Genomic DNA, 17639 nt, shown 5'->3' with positions numbered 1-17639 from the left:
TTGATCGGGCGCATTAATGAGGCCGAACATGCGCAAGGTTTGCGAATCCACTCCCGGCGCTGCTGCACAAAATAGCTGTAGCCAAGCGCGGTCTCGTGGTCATTGCATACCTCGATTAGTCGGGGTCAGCTTATGGCAGTCGCCGTTCCCGGTCGTGATCGCTTCCTACGGCGTGCCGACCGACTTGGTCGAGACCTCCATGCCGTAGGGCTCACATGACACGCAACGAAGGCGCCTGCTCGCGCCCTCCTGGATCAGGATTGGGTAGCAAAGTCGGCAATCTAGCACGTCCGGATCGGGCGCGTCCGACTTCGTGGTGCTCTCGCTGGTATTCGGATCAATTGCCATTCGGTAGTCTCCCTCAAGCAGCGCCACCAGGCGCTCGACGCGAGCGATTCGGAATGGATGGTCGGGTTTGGTCATCAGGGCAGACCTCTCGTATCGAATGCGAAGAATCATGATGAAGATGAACAGCGTGTAACGGGTGGCGTTCATGCGCCGGGCTGTCGGTCCTCTGCCGAATGCCAGTCCGCGCCGTGGAGGCGGATCATCTCGCGACGGGACCGCTCGATGAAGACGCGCTCAGCGCAAAAGCCGGCGGTGACTGAAGCCGCCAGCGCAAGGCCGCAGGCGATATAGTCATTCATGAAATTCCAAAACATGTTGCTGCCGGCGACGCCGACAAAAGTAAGGACCATGACAGTATTGCGAAATGCCCTAACCACGCTGTTTCCCCAGTTTTTCGGCGAAGCACGTTAGCATTGCAATCATGACGTTCTGCAGCGTTTGTTGATTTTGATCCGCCGTCTTCCTGCTCAATCAGCCCGGGTCGGGCCGCGTTGTCGCGCGCCGTGGAATCAGATCGATAGCCTCCTTGTCTTCCAGATTCATGAGGGTGGCATGATTTTCGGAAAGGGCGCTCCACAGGGTGTCCATCCAGGAAATTCGCAGCTGTGCGAAAACCCGCGGTCTTCGCGGCAACAATGCTGCGTCCTTCGAGGTATGACGCGCGGCCGCCTGCTTTCTGCCGATTAGCAGCAACCCGCGGGCCACCGACACCGCCAATGAGAGAAGGCCGCAGCTAGGATTGCGGCGACTGCTTGCGAGTTGTTGACTACGTCGACGCCAAGATGATCGACCCTAAAGCGTCAACATAGCATTTGTGGCGGCACGAACCGATGGCGCCGCCACCGAACGCCACATTATCGGCGGCATCGAAACTCCGTCGCTTCCTTGCTCCTCTGGGCGAGGAGGCCGACGCGACTTCGACGCCCCCTATTTCCAGATACCCGCATCAACGTTGACGAGATTTCACCAGAGTGTCCGAAGGGGTTTCGCCGAAGTGAAGACGAAAACTCCTAGCGAACTCACCTAAGTGCCAAAACCCGAAAGCGAGCGCACACATCTTTACGCTGTCCGCCCCGGCCAGTAGTCTTTGCCGCACGAGCCAAAGACGCCTCAGGCGCAAACATCGATGCAGGCTCATTCCTTGGTATCGCTGGACCGCATCGTGCATACTGCGTACCGAGATACCAAGTTGTTTCGCAAGTTCTTCGCTGTAGATCGGACGCGCAATATTGGCCGATAATACATCCTGAATATCTCGAAACATTTTGAACTGCTTGACGGAATTGGCACGAGTGGCCCATCTCGCGTCAACCACCTGCGCGAATGCAGCATCAACACCGGCAAGCAGGGACTCCCGGATCGCAGCGGAAGCATCGGCCGCCTCGTAGCCATTGAACGTAGAGGAAACCGACAAGACCAGCCTCACTAACTCACGCAGCCGATGCTGCGCAAGGGCGCTCGTTTCGAACACTTTCCAGCTTTGACCTGCTTTGGGCCAGCCGCGCTTCTGTATCTCCGGCGTGAAGATGATCGACGTGAATTGTCGTTCGGTTCGTTCGACTGTGGAATACACAGCGCTGCTGCGACCGATCACGATAGCCGACCGATCTCTGTCGGCCCCGTTGAACCGGATCGGAACACCCTCATCCATCGAGAAACCGATAGCGGTGCAATTTTCGGCAAGCTGGCCATCGGCAATGCGTGGAAAAGACCTGGCGAAATTGATGTCGCACCCTGGGAGACTCAGGATGACCTGCTCAGCAGATATTTTCCGCACGAGAGGTGTAAATTCCACCTTCAGATTTCGCACGGCAGTTCGGTACTGATCGATGTCGGTAAAACGAAATATCTTCGGCACGAGGGCTGGGAGAACTTCGCTCTTCATCCGTCAAGCGCACAGCCACATTAGGGAAGTTGAAATGCGTCGATTTCTCTTAAACTGAAAATCCGGAAGACTACGGGATGATCCAGCAACTGACGACGGAAAGCAGCACGCCACGCTTGCCGAATTTCGATCTCTTTTGTTGCTCAACCTCAATACTACAATAGATCGGTCTCGCAAAGCGCATATTGAATGAGCAAGGAGATCAAACGGGTCGTTGCACTCTTTTGCAGGATTGAGCAGGCGGGTGCGGACCGAAGCTCCGATGTTCTTCGGCGGCCTCCGCATCAATTGTACAAAACAGACTCCATTGCATAATCTTTGCCGAGAGTTTTGATAAACAAGAATGTAGTAGCAACTCGCGCGACATTGCCATTTTCCTCCACCCTGGTAGAAGCACCGAAGGCATACGGGATCCTCAATGGCAAAGAAGACAAAGAAAGTTGTCCGCCGCGAATTCACTACAGCGAACGTTAAAGAGTCGCGCGCCCACTCCAAAGCGAAGACGCCGTAGCGAAGATCGCTAAGGCAATGAAGCGAACGGAAGGCTCGCTTCGCCAAAAAGCTATAAGGCTTGGTATCTCGTTAGGGCACCGCCGTTAGTCTTGCGGCCCTCGAGCGCCAGGACGTTCTGCTCGACCGCCAGCGCGCTTCCTGCGCGTGCAGCCGGCGAGCGCCACCGAGATCTGGAAACGATTCTCGTCAAAACGTTCGACATTGTAGCGGGGATAGCTCTCTTCGGCGGTCCGCTGGACCTCGTCGAGAACGCGAAAAGGCGGTCGAACCCGATGGTCGACCTCCAGGGGAGAGTCCAATCATACCTCATGTCCAAATTCTCCTTGGAGCAAGATGGGTACGAGCAGGCTCCGGACAGCGTCCGGCGCCTGACTCAAGTCGCGAGACCCCGAAGGCGTCCCGGTCGCCGCGATGGCGACGCCGAAAAAATCTGGAAGGCGGAAAAAACTTTCAACTCCCGACGCGGGTTATTTACGCAAGGAATCGCGCCGGTTAATCCGGTCTCGCCGGCCTAGTCCCGCGCACGCCGCAGCGCGGACTCGAGCCTCGCCTTCTCCTTTTCCCAACGGGCATCTTCGGCCGTGAGCGCTTCTCGATAACCTCGACCTCGGTTTGGATGGCCGCGGCTCTTTTCGCATACTCGCGTTCGGCCTTGTCCAATGCCCCTTGCGCTCTCGCAATTGCCTTCTTGCGCCGTTCGCGATCCCTTTCCCGGGCGGCCTCTTCTCGCCGGCGCTCGAACTTCGCGGCGCTTCTGCTCGTTCTCGAAATCCGCGGCGGCTTTTCGGGATGCCCGTTCGCTGACCTTTAGAGCAGTTCGCTTCGAAGAGACCGGGATTGGCAGCCTCGGCAAGATCCCGGCGTCTGCAACGCCATGAAGGTCGACTGCAGCAACCTGATGCAGTTGGTCGACGCAGAGGATTGGGTATTAGGCTGAATCGCGTCAGCCTGGAATGGTAATCGATGAGATGGCGTCTCTCGCCGCGCTCCAAGGCAGATTATGGTCGACCGGAAGCTGCGGCTTCTGCTCTTTGACAACATTTTTGAGCAGATCATCGATTTCGAGAGACAACGCTTGCATTCCCTCATATTTCTCTTGGGTATCGAAGATGACTCTCGAATTGTCTGGCACACGTAGGGTCTTCGCCCACTCTGGATTATGATACATATAATCAAGGTGGCGCTGCACTTCCGTTAGAATTCGAAGCTCGTACATGTATCCGATCGTGAAAGCTGATTGATCAGCGTGGTACATAGCTGCCGCAATGTCGAAGCTCGGAAAATTGATTTTTGTGCCCTCTTCGAACGCGTCTGCCTTCACATTCTTGCAAAGCCTAATTGCTTTGCGGAGGCCTCCGAGGCATGTGTCGCATCGATCGCCAATTAGCTTGATATGCTTAAACGGAAAATTGTTAATTGTCGTGGGCACCTTGCGATCAAGGATATACACACCACGATCGTCCTGCGCCCCCGACTGCTGATAGGCAGCCGTATCGTACCAGTGCGAGGGCACAACATCGACGGGTCTTGCAAGCGACCCACCGGATATGGCGACGGCCTTCCCACCGGACTTGTCAACAGTCGCGGCCGGGAAGCTTTGCGGCAAAACCTTTTCGACCTGCGATCGAACATTGGTGAGGACACCAACACTAGTTCTCGGAGTATCGTAGTACGCGGAGGAATTAGCTGAGGGCCCCGATCTATCGATGATCACGAATGTCGGGTCAAGTATGAGCAGGTCGACATCGCTCACGCCGCGAATGTGTACATTCAACGGGACGGAACCTTGAAGCTTGAACTCGACGCCACTGATGGATTTCGCTAGTTGATTGCCGACCCTTTCAGCCGTCTCGATACTGATTTTGGTGTACGCCGGACCGACCTCTTGCATCGCGCCGAGCGCGTACCGTGTGAAAGGTTGCGTGGTCGCCCGAGTTTGCCAGCTCTCTGTAACGGCGCTCTTGGCAAGAACGTCCTTGCGAAAGGCCTCATCTAACGCAATCAGGCGGTCCATGCCGTTGCGCCGTGTTTGCAATTTATCTAGGCGACTATTGATATTCCTCGCCATCTCTACCTCGTGAGTTTCAATGTTCCGAATGTGTATCGGCCGTGACCGTTGAAATACTCGCCTTCAGCGCTCCGCAGATCTTTCGCAAACACCAACATGCATGAACCAAGGTGGCTCTTGAGGTCGACCTCGCCGATCTTGGGGTCGTTGCGATAGTTGTAGAGAAGCCGATACCCCTCAGCATCATCGCAAATCAATGCCGCCGCCACGCTGTCTGACGCGGACTGCTTTGTCTTAAGCCGAATCCTGATTCTGTCCCAGCTTTGAAAAATGGTGACGGTCCCCTGCCATTGGTATCCTGGCGTGCCGTCTTGATTGACTGATTGCCCCGTGCACGCCCATTCACCCGCCAGATCAGACACCCTGAGCGCCTTGCCCATGTAGGGCCACCGCCAGGCGTAGCGATTAAAAATCCAGTAAAGGGCTGTGAAGACCATGCCGGCCCCAACCAACGAGAGAACGGTCGGGGGAAGATTCACGTTAAGACCAAAGCGCTTTGCGAGGTCAATTGTGGACAAGAGTAGGAAGACAATGACGCCAGAAACCGAAGTCGCAACGAGCGTCAAGTAACGGCCTACTTTGGCGCGGTTAAACCCGCCATGCAGCGAATAATCGTGATCAGACATAATGCCCCCAGCCACCTCTACCTAAGGTGGACGACAGGTTATTCAAGCGATCGCGCCAAACAAATTTGGAAAAGATTGGGACCACGCTACATCGCAGCTCGCAATCGCACCGAATCAATCAGCGATAGCCCTCCTTGAGCTTGGGCCCCACCGCCAGCTGATGACTGAGCCCGCAATGTTCGATGTGCCGCTATAACTCGGTTTCGAGATATTCGATTTGGCGGGCCTGGCTGATTGCGACGCAATTCGCGACAATCAAATCCAGCACGGTCTCAATCTTTGAATAGTCGTAACCAGTCTCGCGGCTTTTCTGCCCAAGGAATTGGTTCTTGTGCCGGTCCTTCCGACCAGCTCACCCCAAGCGTCCATTAACTGGCGTCGCTTCTTCAACGCATTGCCCAGCCGATATACTTGTTCCGTTTAATCTCCAACCTTGTGGGCTAATGCCATCTCCGCAATTTCGCACTCGAAGCGGGTTTCATCATCCGCCTAATCGCGGAAGCTGGACCGGCACCCGTGCGTTGTCATCGCCGGATAGGCAATCACCGCGACGACAATGACATCCGCAAGGACTGTCGCTGCGTTTTGCATGACACTTTCGATATCGGGCCCTGTTGCCCGAGAGTTCGTCGAGGAGAGCGTAAACGAAACGGGCGAAAATGGCGGCATCTGTGACCTCGGCGCGGCGTGTGCAACTGCCATGCGATGCTGCGGCCTGCCTCTGTCCCATTCGCGGGTTATCTCCGAGAGCGCAGCGGTGGCCTCCTGCCGCGCAGACTCGATGTCCGGCAGCTCTACACCTTCATCGTCACGGATGAATTGACTGCCGTCGCGGATATCAAAATAGTATCTCTTCATCGCAACCGATTCACGAGGCGACCATCGAACAACTCTTGCAGTTCCAGATGATCTGCCTGCACCCTTAAGGTTCTGCTGCATGGTCCAGTGCCAATCATTTCCTGCGGCGTGAAAGGCCGGCAGTTTGTTGGTTTAGATCAAGGCAAAGGCGAGCTGGCTCGAGCAAAGCAGCGCGATGCCAGCCGCAGTAAGTGCGAGGAGACTTCCCGAGACAAGGCCGTGATTGGGCATGCAACGCTCTCGATTAGAGCACAGAATGAGAGCAGCACTCGCTGCGTCGCCGCTTAACCGGCTAACGCGTAGATTTCTATTTGAATCGAGCGCCCTATTCCTGCTGTTTACTGTGAGTAAATGCATTTTTCCAGCGCGATCACGGGGCCACTCGCCGCCTTGCGGCGAAGAAGAGCCAAAGGATTATAGGACTGATACGCCTGAGCCGCTGCGTTTTGCGGGGAGCCTAACCTGGGTCTGAATACCGGAGATTGCGCGCCAATTCCCTGAGCTTATCCGAACGATCCGGACATGAACGTTTCATATATGCGATACCTTGCGCCCCCAGCTTGCGAAGATATCTGAACCGTGCTCGTCGCAGCTCCCTCTTTTACCAGGAGAGTGGAGTAGTGACCGGAGCGAGGGATCTGAAGCAGCGATTTCATATGCTGCAAGTCAAGACCTACTATGCCGTTGTCCGGCAGATAGGAGGTGAGCACGTCCTGAGTTGCTGCGGGATCGTGGGCGCGACTCGGTCAATGAGCACCTGTTTTGCTAGAATCGCTCATGAGGAGGTTCGAATCAGAGCGCGCCATCCGGGCGCTTGCTACCCACTGGTACGATGCGCTGCCGGAAGAGAAGCGAGAGGATCCCAGCTTCTGTGAGTTCAAGGCCTGGCTGTCGCACTACCTGAACTTCCGCTCGGCGACGGGGACCGACTATGACGCTGAGATGTGGTTCGACGATGAGCTCGGCCAGAACTGGCGCAGATGACGATTGCAACACGCACCTACCCAACTTCTCGATCAGTCATCCGAGGTTTGCGATAGGCGGTTCGTTCGTAAGCTGAATGAAAGGCGCGACGCTGCAGGCGAAGGACGAAGCCAGTGGCTCGGCACGCCATCTTTGGGATCTATACCGGCTCGCGGCGAGGAAGTCGGATCACGTTAGAACCGCTTGCGAGGTATCGGCCCCAAGCGTCCATCAGCTGCCGTCGCTTCTTCAACGCATTGCCCCGCCGATAAGCTTGCTCCGTTTCATCTCCCACTTTGTGGGCTAATGCCATCTCCGCAATTTCACGCTCGAAGCGGGTTTCATCACCCGCCCAATCGCGGAAGCTGGACCGGCACCCGTGCGTTGTCATCGCCGGATAGACGGCTTTGAGGGCGTGGAGCACAGCATTCATACCGAGCGGCTTCGTATGGTCTTTGGACCATTGCCCGGCGAATACGTACGCCTCGCGCACAGCCTCCTTCGGGATAACCGCCTTCAAGATCGCGACCGCGCGGTCGCAGAGCGGCACTTGGAAATCTTTGCCTTCTGGATGGTCTTCGGCTTTCATCCGTTCCGCAGGGATGGTCCAAAGCCGCTCTGCGAAGTCCACCTCGCGCACGCGCATCAGGCAGGCTTCTCCAGTCCGCACCGCCGTCAAGATGATGTATTCAGCCGCAAGGTTGACGGCGGTATCCGCCGCTCCGTGGTTGGCCTGCAGCGCCTGGACGATGCCGGGCACGTCCTTGTAGGGTGCGGCCTTGTGATGGCGCTTAGACCGCTTCGACTTCGGTAAGAGCGGCTTCAGGGTCTTCCACATGGCGGGGTTCTTCCCCGACCGAAGACCTCTGGCCTCCGCAGCGTCAAGCACGCGCTCAATCCGGCTTCGCGTTTCGCGCGCCGTGCGGTTGATCGTCATCCATATGGGCGACAAGATCCTCAACACGTCGTTCACCGTGAGATTGGCGAGTTCGATATCCCGGATTGGCTTGCACCGGACCTTCAGGTCTCGTGTCCAGTCGGCCAGCGTGTTTTTGCCTTTGAAGCCCGCCTTGATCGATACGAGGAAGGCATCCGCGAATTCTCCGAACATCTTAGCCGCGACTATTTCGGCGCGCCGCTCCGCCGCTGGGTCCTTGCCTTCGGCCAGTCTCTTGCGTGTGTCTGCGGCCTTGAGACGGGCGTCCGCCAGCGAGATGCCGTCCCTGCCTTTGCCCTTAGCGGCGCCTAGCCCGATCTCGCGCCGCTTGCCCGTGCCGCGCACGCGGTACAGGAAAATCCATTGGCGCCGCGCATGTGCTCCAATCTCAATCGCAAGATAAAGCCCACCCCCGTCGCTGTGGCGGCCGGGCTCAACGATGGTCTCCGCTTCTCGAGCGGAGAGCTTATGCAACTGTCTTTTAGTCATAACCGCCCCACCATCCGCCCCACCATTGAACACGGATTGCAGCGGATGGCGGCGAACGTCCGTGAACGGCGGCGAATTTCAAGTTACGCGATTATAGCAGAATTTACAACGGGTTAGGAGCCTACAGCGAACGATCAAGGACAAGCGCGGCATCCCACCACGGACGTGGTGATGCCAGTCGCGCCTTACTTTTGTCCGGGGGAATTTTCCAGGTTTTTGGCTTCGCCCCCATCTTCCGCACCGGCCAGGCCAGCGAGGGCAAACCTCAAGGGCGTCCTCATGGGCCCGAATGCTTCGCTATCGTTGCAAAGAAGCTTGGTCTCTACACGATCATGAAATTCGACGCGTGCAATTGACTGACTGCGGTATCGACGAAGTCGATAGACCCTGCGTCAGGACCGCTCCCCAGCGCAAGCAGCGTCCCGCCATGCCCATCGCTCCTGAGCGCGCCCATGATGTCGGCGGCGGAGTGGTAATCACCTATGCCGTTGGCAAGAGCGACGACGCCGAGCGTGTCATTGCCAAATCCGGAGATCGTATCGACCTGGCTGCTGGAGTTAATCGAGACTGTCAGACCCGTGCCGTGATCAATGATGTTGACGTGGGCCGGGCCATTGATGATGGCCTGATTGCCAAACCCGGCAAAGTTAAACTGGTCTGATCCGCCATTGACCGTAATGACGTCTTGGCCAATCTGGTTTGTCACGTTTGCCTGGGACCCGTTGAGCACCACGTGATTGGCAGCTCCGCCAAGTACGATTGTATCGTGGCCCGCGCCAGCAACGACGTTGTCGGATCCGCTGCCGGCCATGATCGTGTTCGTTCCCGAGCCGACGGTGATCTGGTTTCCCATCCCGCCGAGATTCACGGTGTTGTTGCCATCGCCGAGAGTGACGCTATTGGCGCCATCTCCGCCCGTGACGACATCGTTGCCATTCCCAAGCACGACCGTGTTGCCATATCCGGAAAGCGTCACTCGGTCGTTGCCATTGCCGGCCGTCGTTTGGCTCGCGCCGTCACCGGGATGGACAACATCGTTGCCGTTGCCCAGCGAGATGATGTTTCCATATCCGCCAGCATTAATGGTGTCGTTGCCGTTGCCGAGCGCAATCGTCGTGGCGCCTGTCGATCCCGTCACCGTGATGTTGCCGTTGCCGCCGGTTACGTGGTTGACGATCCCCTCCAGATAGACGGTGCTGTCACCGCTCGGTACATCAACCGTACCGTATGATCCGGCGTAGATCGTATCGCTCCCGCCATTGCCGTGGATGGTATTGAACATGCCATAGGCGTGGATGATGTCGTTGCCCGTCGTGCCCTGAATGACCGCATAACCGGATGCCGGGCCGTCGATCGTCGTGCTCCCGGCTTGATGCGTGTCTGTGACGGACGTGTGGGCGTCGCTGACGGTCACGCCGACGCTGCTCGTGTCGCTCAGGGTGAAAGTGGTCGTTGCGCTGCCGTCTCCGTGCGGCGAGGCGACAAAGGTGAGGGCGTGCAACTCGGCGGTCAGGTTGGCGGCGGTGGTAGCTGTCAGCTCGTAGGTTCCGTTTCCAAGCGAGATCAATCCTGCTCCGGACAGGATGCCGGCGGCGCCCGCGAGCGTGATGATCAGACTGTCCGTTGCTGCCGCGTTTGGATCTGTGATCGTTACGCTCGCGAACGGATTGATCGCAGCTCCGTTGCTGGTCGTTTGTCCCGACACGGCTCCAGCAATGGTCGGCAGGGCTGCGGCTGTCAGCAGAATGCCGCCGGAGCCGTCTTTCGCGATGCCAAAGCGCGTGACCGACGTATCCGCCAGTGTGAAGGTCTCGCTGGCCGCACCGTTGCTGACCGTGAGCTTCGAGCCGGATACAGTTACCGTTGCGCCGCTTGCATAGGACAGTCCGGAAAGGTCGATCTGGTCACCGAGCACAATGCCTTTGATCTGGCTTGCAAAGGTCGAAGCGCCTGAAACCAGCTTCTGCTCGATCTTGAGTGCGCCTTGGCCGGAGAAGGTGATCGCGTCGTCGGAAATCGCGCCCGCCTCGAGATCAAGCATGCCGCCGGCGATCGTGGTCGCGCCGACAATGCCACCCGCTTCGACGAGCTCTGTGGCGCCATGATAAATGGTCGAAGCGTTCGCGGTGCCGTGATCGAGCACGTCAAGCGTGCCGCCGTTCAAAGTCGTGGAGGTGACGATGCCGCCGTCCGAGACGGAGATGCTTCCTGAATTGAGGATCGTCCCGCTCGCCGCGCTGGCGTCGAGCGCCGGTGCGCTTGGATCGGCCGTGGGGTCTACAATGAATCCCGAAACCGTCATCACACCACCATTGATGGTGGCCTTCTTGGCGATCCCCGCCCCGAACAGGTGCAATTGGCCGCCGCTGTCGACAACGGCAAAATCGACTTCGCTTCTGATGACGGTGCTGTATGGGGCCCCGGGAGAATGATAGAGCGTCTCTCCCGAAGCATTGATGATGCCGCCCGTCTTGACGATGGTGCCGCTTGCAAAGCCCCCATTGGTGAGATTCTGGACGCCGCCGGCGTTGACGGTGGTTGACGTCACGATGCCGGTATCGACGTCCTGCTCGGCACCATTGTTGACGATGGTGTGATCGGCCCGGCCCGGCCCCGGCGCATCGTGCAGATAGATGCCGGCGACACGTTGAATGCCGCCCATGTTGATCGTGGTGTAGCTCGCGGTGGAGCTAAGGCCGACATCCTGTTCGCCGCCATTGATAACGGTGTTGCTGGCGGTGGCTCCCAGGTCGAAGTTGCCCAGGATTTCCTTGCCACCCGCTGATATCGTGGTGTTCGTGGCCGTGCCGAACACCTTGAACAATACGCCGTTCGATACGGTGAAGCCGTTTTCCGTGTAGCCGTAGTCGGCAATAAACGTTGCGCCGCTCTGGAACGTCGTATTGGACAGCGTCGCGCCAGCTTCAGCGATGAGCGTTGCGCCTGCGGAAACAACAGTGTTTTTGGCGACACCGCCGTCCAGGACGGCCAGCGTCACGCTGCTCGCGACAACAAATCCGTTTTCAATCGTGCCATCGCCGATCTGCAAGGTGCTGCCGGCGTTAAAGACTGTCTCCGAAAAATCGGCGTTGCCAAGCACAATGAGGCCGCCATACTGATTGACGGTCGTGTTGGTCGCCCTCGCGCCGGCGGACAGCACCAACGTTCCGTAATTGATGGTCGTGCCGGTTGCCGTGCCGCCTGCATCAACGTTCAACGTGCCGAAGTTCTGGAGTATCGTGCCCGATACGACCGCTCCGTCCGACACCGTCAACGTTCCAAAACCTTCAACGATGGTGCCCGTCGCCATGCTGGCGTCGACGGCCGGCTGGCCGGGGACGTTGGCGAACGGATCGGGTATCGATCCCGAGACAGTCATGACGCCGCCGTTGACCACGGCGTTCACTGCAGTCCCGCCGCCAGTGACGTCGAATTCGCCCTGGTAGTTGATGGTTGCAGCGGTTGCCACGCTTCGGATGACAGGCTCCGGATACACGGGCGCCGTTTCGACCGTTTCACCCGAAACCTTGAGAACACCGCCGGAATTGACGATGGTGCCGCTGGCGGTGCCACCATTCGTCACGTTCTGGAGGCCGCCGGAATTGACAGTCGTCGCCGTTGCGCTTCCCGTGTCGACGTCCTGCTCGCCGCCACCATTGATCGTGGTGTGATCGGCTGCGCCCGGGGTTGGACCTTCATGGATATATTGGCCGGTGACGCGCTGGATGCCGCCCTGGTAGATGGTCGTATAGCTGGCGACGCCGTCAAAGACGACGTCCTGTTCTCCGCCATAGATGACAGTGTGGGTTGCCGTGCTCGTCGAGAAAGATCCGCCGACCGTCTGCAAGCCGCCGGCAAAAATCGTCGTGCTATCAACGGAAATGCCGCCACTGACATCCATCGTGTCGCCATCGTGGAGCGTAACGCCACTGGCGGGAGGAATAGCCGTCATATGAATGCTCCACGTTTGGTGCCTGGAAAATCAAACGAGCAAAGCAAAATCATTCGACGACCATTTCAACTTAAAACTGCGACGGCTGAAAATGCCTGTCAAGCAGCCCATATTTTCGCGAAGCTGTTGATCAGTGACAAAGCCGTGAGGCGTATGCGCGTGAATATTGCTGGATGAATTTATCAGCAGCGTGACGAAAATTGCGGCGACCACGCGCATTCAGGATTTGCGCGAGACATACGCGCAGAAGCGGATCATGGCGCGTCAAAGATTGTCCGGGATTTACTTCGGCTTCCCCGCGAGCCAGTCCCGTCCCTCGCCATAGAGCTTCTCGACCTCGGCGCCGATCAGGCCCGGCATGTCGCGCTTGATCTTGTAGCCGATCAATTCCTGCATGTAGGCGAGGTGGCGGTAGCCTTCGGGGAGCGCAGCGAGCGCTTTTTGGTCGAGCTGAAGCGTTGCGGCGGGATCGACCGGGTCGATCCGGTCCTTCTCGTAGATCGGCTGGCGGCGAACAATGCCCCATTTACCAATGCCTGATTGGTCATGCCGCTTCTCCAGGAAATCGTAGAAGCGCCCGGTGCAGACGACGTCGCAGAGCACGTCGTGCACGAGGGCCCGCTGCGAGATCGTCGTCTTGGTCTGGGCAATGGCCCGCTCGCCCGAAAGATCGATGCTGGTGCCGCCGAGGAAATGCAGGATGCGCACGCCCTTGGCAAACCCCTCCTGGCTGACGCGCATGAAATCCCGCGCCGACCCCTGAAACCAGGTGGCGGACATCCAGCCCTCGTCGTGCCAGACCGTGGCAAAGCGCTCCCAGTCGCCGGCATCGCGCCACACCGCCCAGTTCTCGACGAGGTCGCGGATGGCGAGGCGGTCGAGCAGCGCTTGGTCCATGGGCACATCTCCGATTGGGGCGATGCATGAGGTATGAGCGGCGAACGCGATGGCCGTCAAGCGCGGCGGAGCGGTCACGAAAAATCCGGCGTGCCTGACAGCACGCCGGATCAGATTGTTTCGCTAAATTGCGCCTTCCTTACGCCGCCGGCGCCTTGGGCGCGCGGTTGCGCGAGTTGCGCTGGAAGAACAGCGCCTGGCTCGCCACCGCCGACACCATCGCGGGCTGGAACGGCTTTGAGATCAGGAACGCCGGCTCGGGGCGCTCGCCGGTCAGGAAGCGCTCCGGATAGGCGGTGATGAACACCACCGGCACCTCGAAGGTGCGGAGCAGCTCGTTGACGGCGTCCAGGCCCGACGAGCCGTCGGCAAGCTGGATGTCGGCGAGGATCAGGCCCGGCCGCTTGTTCTTGGCCAGCGCCACCGCATCGGCATGGGTGCGCGCGACGCCGACGACATTGTGACCGAGATTCTTCACCAGGCTCTCGAGGTCCATGGCGATGAAGGTCTCGTCCTCGATGATCAGCACGTCGGTCGCGATCTCGGCCGCCATCTCGCGTCCCGCGGCATCGGCAAGCCGCCGCGTCTCGGCGACGTCGGTGCCGAGGATGTAGCCGACTTCTTCTTCCGAGAATCCTTCGAGCGAGAGCAGCAGGAACGCCTGCCGCGGCAGCGGCGTGATGTTCGACAGCCGCCGCTCCGGCGGCATCGGCAGGGTCGTCACCTCGGCATCGTCGTTGACGGAGACCGAATTCCAGATCTGGGTGAACAGCCGGAACAGGCCGGCGCGCGGACCATGGCTCTCGTCGAGCACGGACGGATCTCCGAGCATCGCTTCCAACATGGCTGCGACATAGGCGTCACCGGAGGCCTGGCTGCCCGTCAGGGCGCGCGCGTACCGGCGCAACAACGGCAAGTGTTCAGCAACAAGCTGCGAACGGGACATCCCCACTCCATTCATCTTCGGGCCGACCTTGACGAACCACGCAACAAGCGGGGAGGCCCTGGTTCCCCTGCTGGGCTGTCTACGCCTCACGCCAAGAAAAGTTCCGCTTATCTGGGAACTTTTTGTCGAACCTGGAATTGTGCCTATCCAGGGAACGGCTCCCGGTTGAGAGAACTTCTCGATTTTACAGTTACTTAACTCGGGGAAACGTGGAACAGGTCATGAAAGATCTCAAGTCTCAAGCCAGCAAAAGCACGACCCCCGGCAAGGGAGGCCTCACTCCGGAAATCCAGTCCCGGATCGGCCACCAGCTGCGCGCCATGTACGACGACGTGGTGCGGCAGGGGGTTCCGGACCGGTTCGCGGAACTGATCAAGAAGCTTGATGCGCCGGGAGGCGCACCCCAAGTGGAACCCGACAGGAGCTCCAACGACAACAATGGGAGGGATTAATGCCTCTCACGGACTCCCTACGTGACGACATCCTCGCGGCCGTGCCCAGTCTGCGCGCGTTCGCGATCTCGCTGAGCGGCAACGCAGATCGCGCCGACGATCTCGTGCAGGAAACGCTTCTGCGTGCGCTCGCCAACATCGACTCGTTCCAGCCCGGCTCGAACCTGCCGGCGTGGCTGTTCACGATCCTTCGCAACCTGTTCCGCTCCGACTATCGCAAGCGGCGGCGGGAGGTGGAGGATGCCGAGGGCAACTATGCCAAGACGCTGAAGACGCAGCCGTCGCAGAACGCGCATCTCGAGTTCGAGGAGTTCCGCGGCGCGCTCGAGAAGCTGCCGCAGGACCAGCGCGAGGCCTTGATCCTGGTCGGCGCCTCCGGCTTCTCCTATGAGGACGCAGCTTCGATCTGCGGCTGTGCAGTCGGCACGATCAAGAGCCGCGTCAATCGCGCGCGCTCGAAGCTCGCTGCGCTGCTTTATGTCGATGGCGCCGAGGACTTCGGGCCCGACGAGACCGTGCGCGCCGTGATCGGCGGCAGCGGTGGATAGCGGCCGCGTCAACCGGACCGAGACGAATGCGAAGGCGGCCGTTTCTGCGGCCGCCTTTGCGCGTCTAACTACTCTTCGACGAACGTCACCGTGTCGGCGACGCTCGCGCGCGAGGTGCGGTAGCTGTTGATCTTGTGGGCGTCGTCGGCATAGCCGAACGAGATGCCGCAGACGACGCGGCGGTCGTCGGGCAGATTGAAGTGGCGGCGGATCAGCCCGGAATGGCGCGCCAGCGCCGCCTGCGGAATGGTGCCGAGCCCGAGCGCCTGCGCGACCAGCATGAAATTCGAGACATAGGCGCCGCAATCGATCGCGCCGTAGATGCCGAGCGGCTCGTTGGTGTGAATGATCGCGACATGCGGCGCGCCGAAGAAATTGTAGTTCTCCAGCGCCTGTTTTGCGTAGGCGCTTCTGTCACCGCGCGCGATGCCGAGCGTGTTGTAGAGCTGAAACCCGCTCTCGCGGCGGCGCTCGAGATAGACACCGACATATTCGCGCGGCGGGGTGAAGTCGTAATCGTCACCCAATCCGCCAGATGCTTCCTGGTAGATCGCCTGGCGAAAGCACTCCTTGGCCGCGCCGCTGGCGATGATGACCTGCCACGGCTGGCTGTTGCACCAGGACGCGGTGCGCTGCGCGGTGGTCAGCACATGCTCGATGGTCGCGCGGTCGACCTGCTTGGGCAGGAAGGCGCGGACTGAGTAGCGCTCGTTGAGGAGCTCCTCGAGCACGCCGATGCGGTCCTGGGTCTGGCTCACTTTTGCATCCATGAATTAGCTCGCGCTCCTCTCGTAGGGTGGGCAAAGGCGCGATAGCGCCGTGCCCACCGACAGACTCACCCCGGCGCATCTGCATATGGTGGGCACGCTTCGCTTTGCCCACCCTACGAGATACAGCGAGAGGCTGGATCACCGCCCCTTGGTCGGGATCCTGTTATACGGCACGTCCTTGTCGACGCGAATGTCGCCCGGCAATCCCAGCACGCGCTCGGCGATGATGTTGCGCAAGATCTCGTCGGTGCCGCCGGCAATACGCATCGAGGGTGAGGACAGCAGCATCTGCTGGAACTGGCCCTGCACGGTCTCCTCGTCGGCGCCGGTGAGAACACCGGCCGTGCCCTGAAGGTCCATGGCGTAGGTCGCGATGTCCTGCAGCATCATGCCCGAGACGAGCTTGCCGATCGAATTCTCCGGCCCTGGCCGATCGCCCTTCGAGAGCGCCGAGATCGCGCGGTAGCTGGTGTATTTCAGCCCGCTCGACTTCACCGCCCAGCTCGCGAGCTTCGAGCGCACGGCGGGATCATCGATGGCGAGCCCGTCCTCGAGCATCAGATTGGAGCAGAACTCGAACATTTCGGGGACGCCGGTCGCAAGTCGTGAGCCGATCGACATCCGCTCGTTCATCAGCGTCGTCAGCGACACGCTCCAGCCCTCGCCGACGGCGCCGAGGCGCTGGCTGTCGGGGATTGCCACATCGGTGAAATAGACCTCGTTGAACTCCTGCATGCCGTTGGCCTGCTTGATCGGGCGGACCTCGACGCCCGGGCTCTTCATGTCCAGGAAGAACATGGTGAGGCCCTTGTGCTTGGGCACGTTTGGATCGGTGCGCGCGATCAGGAGGCCGAAGTCGGAATAATGCGCGCCCGAGGTCCAGATCTTCTGGCCGTTGACGACCCAATTGTCGCCTTCCTTCTCCGCGCGCGTCCGCAGGCCCGCGACGTCGGAGCCGGCGGACGGTTCGGAGAACAGCTGGCACCAGATCTCCTCGCCGGAGGCGAGCTTCGGCAGATGGCGGCGCTTGGCGTCCTCACTGCCAAAAGCCATCACGGTCGGGCCGCACATGCCCTCGCCGATCTGGAACGGTTGCGTCAGCTTGCCGTAGACGCCCTCTTCCTGCTGCCAGATCACCTTCTCGATCGGCGTGGCGTCGCGGCCGCCATATTCCTTCGGCCAGTGCAGGCAGGCCCAATTGCCCTCGAACTTCTTCTTCTGCCAGGCCTTGCCGACATCGACGATGTCATGATTGGCCAGCCGGATGCGGCCGAGCGAGGATTTGGACAGCTCGGCGTGCAATTCCTTCGGCGCATTGGCCTCGACCCATTTGCGCGCGGTCTCGCGGAATGCGGCTTCCTGCGGGGTGTCGTCGAAATTCATGGCG

At 59.5% G+C, this 17639-nt stretch carries 16 protein-coding genes and 1 pseudogene; 4 read left to right on the top strand and 13 right to left on the bottom strand.

From position 1 onward, the window contains the following. Nucleotides 1–165: 165 nt before the first annotated feature. From ACKWRH_RS05290 to ACKWRH_RS05280, 3 genes are all read right to left on the bottom strand, one after another. A complete protein-coding gene (locus ACKWRH_RS05290) occupies nt 166–495 on the bottom strand; it encodes a hypothetical protein (RefSeq protein ID WP_445219605.1) in 330 nt (109 codons plus the stop codon). Further along, nucleotides 492–698: a hypothetical protein gene (locus ACKWRH_RS05285; RefSeq protein ID WP_445219604.1), complete on the bottom strand. Its 207-nt coding sequence runs from the start codon at nt 696–698 to the stop codon at nt 492–494. Before ACKWRH_RS05285 ends, ACKWRH_RS05290 begins: the two co-directional genes overlap by 4 nt. Before the next feature lie 596 nt (nt 699–1294). Next, the gene (locus ACKWRH_RS05280) at nt 1295–2233 is read right to left on the bottom strand and encodes a helix-turn-helix domain-containing protein (RefSeq protein ID WP_445219603.1); all 939 of its coding nucleotides are present in this window, start codon (nt 2231–2233) and stop codon (nt 1295–1297) included. A gap of 418 nt (nt 2234–2651) precedes the next feature. On the opposite strand from ACKWRH_RS05280, the pseudogene ACKWRH_RS05275 reads away from it, so the two are divergent. After that, nucleotides 2652–2833 (top strand): annotated as a pseudogene (locus tag ACKWRH_RS05275) (hypothetical protein). Between the two features lie 856 nt (nt 2834–3689). On the opposite strand, the gene ACKWRH_RS05270 reads toward ACKWRH_RS05275, so the two are convergent. From ACKWRH_RS05270 to ACKWRH_RS05260, 3 genes are all read right to left on the bottom strand, one after another. Next, nucleotides 3690–4814: a hypothetical protein gene (locus ACKWRH_RS05270; protein ID WP_445219602.1), complete on the bottom strand. Its 1125-nt coding sequence runs from the start codon at nt 4812–4814 to the stop codon at nt 3690–3692. 2 nt (nt 4815–4816) lie between these two features. Further along, a complete protein-coding gene (locus ACKWRH_RS05265; protein WP_445219601.1) occupies nt 4817–5440 on the bottom strand; it encodes a Cap15 family CBASS effector in 624 nt (207 codons plus the stop codon). Nucleotides 5441–5929: 489 nt separating this feature from the next. After that, nucleotides 5930–6298 carry a DUF6894 family protein gene (locus ACKWRH_RS05260; RefSeq protein WP_445219600.1) on the bottom strand — a complete coding sequence of 123 codons (369 nt, stop codon included), beginning with the start codon at nt 6296–6298 and terminating at the stop codon, nt 5930–5932. 777 nt (nt 6299–7075) lie between these two features. Between ACKWRH_RS05260 and ACKWRH_RS05255 the strand changes: the two genes are divergently transcribed. Continuing rightward, on the top strand, nt 7076–7282 hold the full coding sequence (locus tag ACKWRH_RS05255) for a hypothetical protein (RefSeq protein WP_445219599.1): 207 nt from the start codon (nt 7076–7078) through the stop codon (nt 7280–7282). Between the two features lie 139 nt (nt 7283–7421). On the opposite strand, the gene ACKWRH_RS05250 is transcribed toward ACKWRH_RS05255, so the two are convergent. From ACKWRH_RS05250 to ACKWRH_RS05230, 5 genes are all read right to left on the bottom strand, one after another. Further along, nucleotides 7422–8687: a tyrosine-type recombinase/integrase gene (locus ACKWRH_RS05250; protein WP_445219598.1), complete on the bottom strand. Its 1266-nt coding sequence runs from the start codon at nt 8685–8687 to the stop codon at nt 7422–7424. Nucleotides 8688–9009: 322 nt separating this feature from the next. Beyond that, complete coding sequence (locus ACKWRH_RS05245) at nt 9010–12639, bottom strand: hypothetical protein (protein WP_445219597.1); 3630 nt, start codon at nt 12637–12639, stop codon at nt 9010–9012. A gap of 30 nt (nt 12640–12669) precedes the next feature. Then, on the bottom strand, nt 12670–12858 hold the full coding sequence (locus ACKWRH_RS05240; RefSeq protein WP_445219596.1) for a hypothetical protein: 189 nt from the start codon (nt 12856–12858) through the stop codon (nt 12670–12672). Between the two features lie 63 nt (nt 12859–12921). Next, nucleotides 12922–13536, bottom strand: coding sequence for a nuclear transport factor 2 family protein (locus ACKWRH_RS05235; RefSeq protein WP_445219595.1), 615 nt, complete (start codon nt 13534–13536; stop codon nt 12922–12924). A 139-nt stretch (nt 13537–13675) separates the two neighbouring features. After that, complete coding sequence (locus ACKWRH_RS05230; protein WP_014491706.1) at nt 13676–14482, bottom strand: response regulator; 807 nt, start codon at nt 14480–14482, stop codon at nt 13676–13678. 221 nt (nt 14483–14703) lie between these two features. Between ACKWRH_RS05230 and ACKWRH_RS05225 the strand changes: the two genes are divergently transcribed. Then, nucleotides 14704–14934: a NepR family anti-sigma factor gene (locus tag ACKWRH_RS05225; protein WP_028157779.1), complete on the top strand. Its 231-nt coding sequence runs from the start codon at nt 14704–14706 to the stop codon at nt 14932–14934. Further along, nucleotides 14934–15482: a sigma-70 family RNA polymerase sigma factor gene (locus ACKWRH_RS05220; protein ID WP_014491704.1), complete on the top strand. Its 549-nt coding sequence runs from the start codon at nt 14934–14936 to the stop codon at nt 15480–15482. Before ACKWRH_RS05225 ends, ACKWRH_RS05220 begins: the two co-directional genes overlap by 1 nt. A 68-nt stretch (nt 15483–15550) precedes the next feature. Here the strand turns inward: ACKWRH_RS05220 and ACKWRH_RS05215 are convergent, their stop codons facing one another. Together ACKWRH_RS05215 and ACKWRH_RS05210 are read right to left on the bottom strand one after the other, a co-directional pair. Then, nucleotides 15551–16252, bottom strand: a complete 702-nt coding sequence (locus ACKWRH_RS05215; protein ID WP_445219594.1) for a nitroreductase — start codon at nt 16250–16252, stop codon at nt 15551–15553. Nucleotides 16253–16390: 138 nt separating this feature from the next. Further along, on the bottom strand, nt 16391–17635 hold the full coding sequence (locus ACKWRH_RS05210) for an acyl-CoA dehydrogenase (RefSeq protein WP_445219593.1): 1245 nt from the start codon (nt 17633–17635) through the stop codon (nt 16391–16393). Nucleotides 17636–17639 lie beyond the last annotated feature (4 nt).

Source organism: Bradyrhizobium sp. Pa8, assembly GCF_052588265.1.
This window is presented reverse-complemented; position numbering and strand designations above follow the sequence as displayed.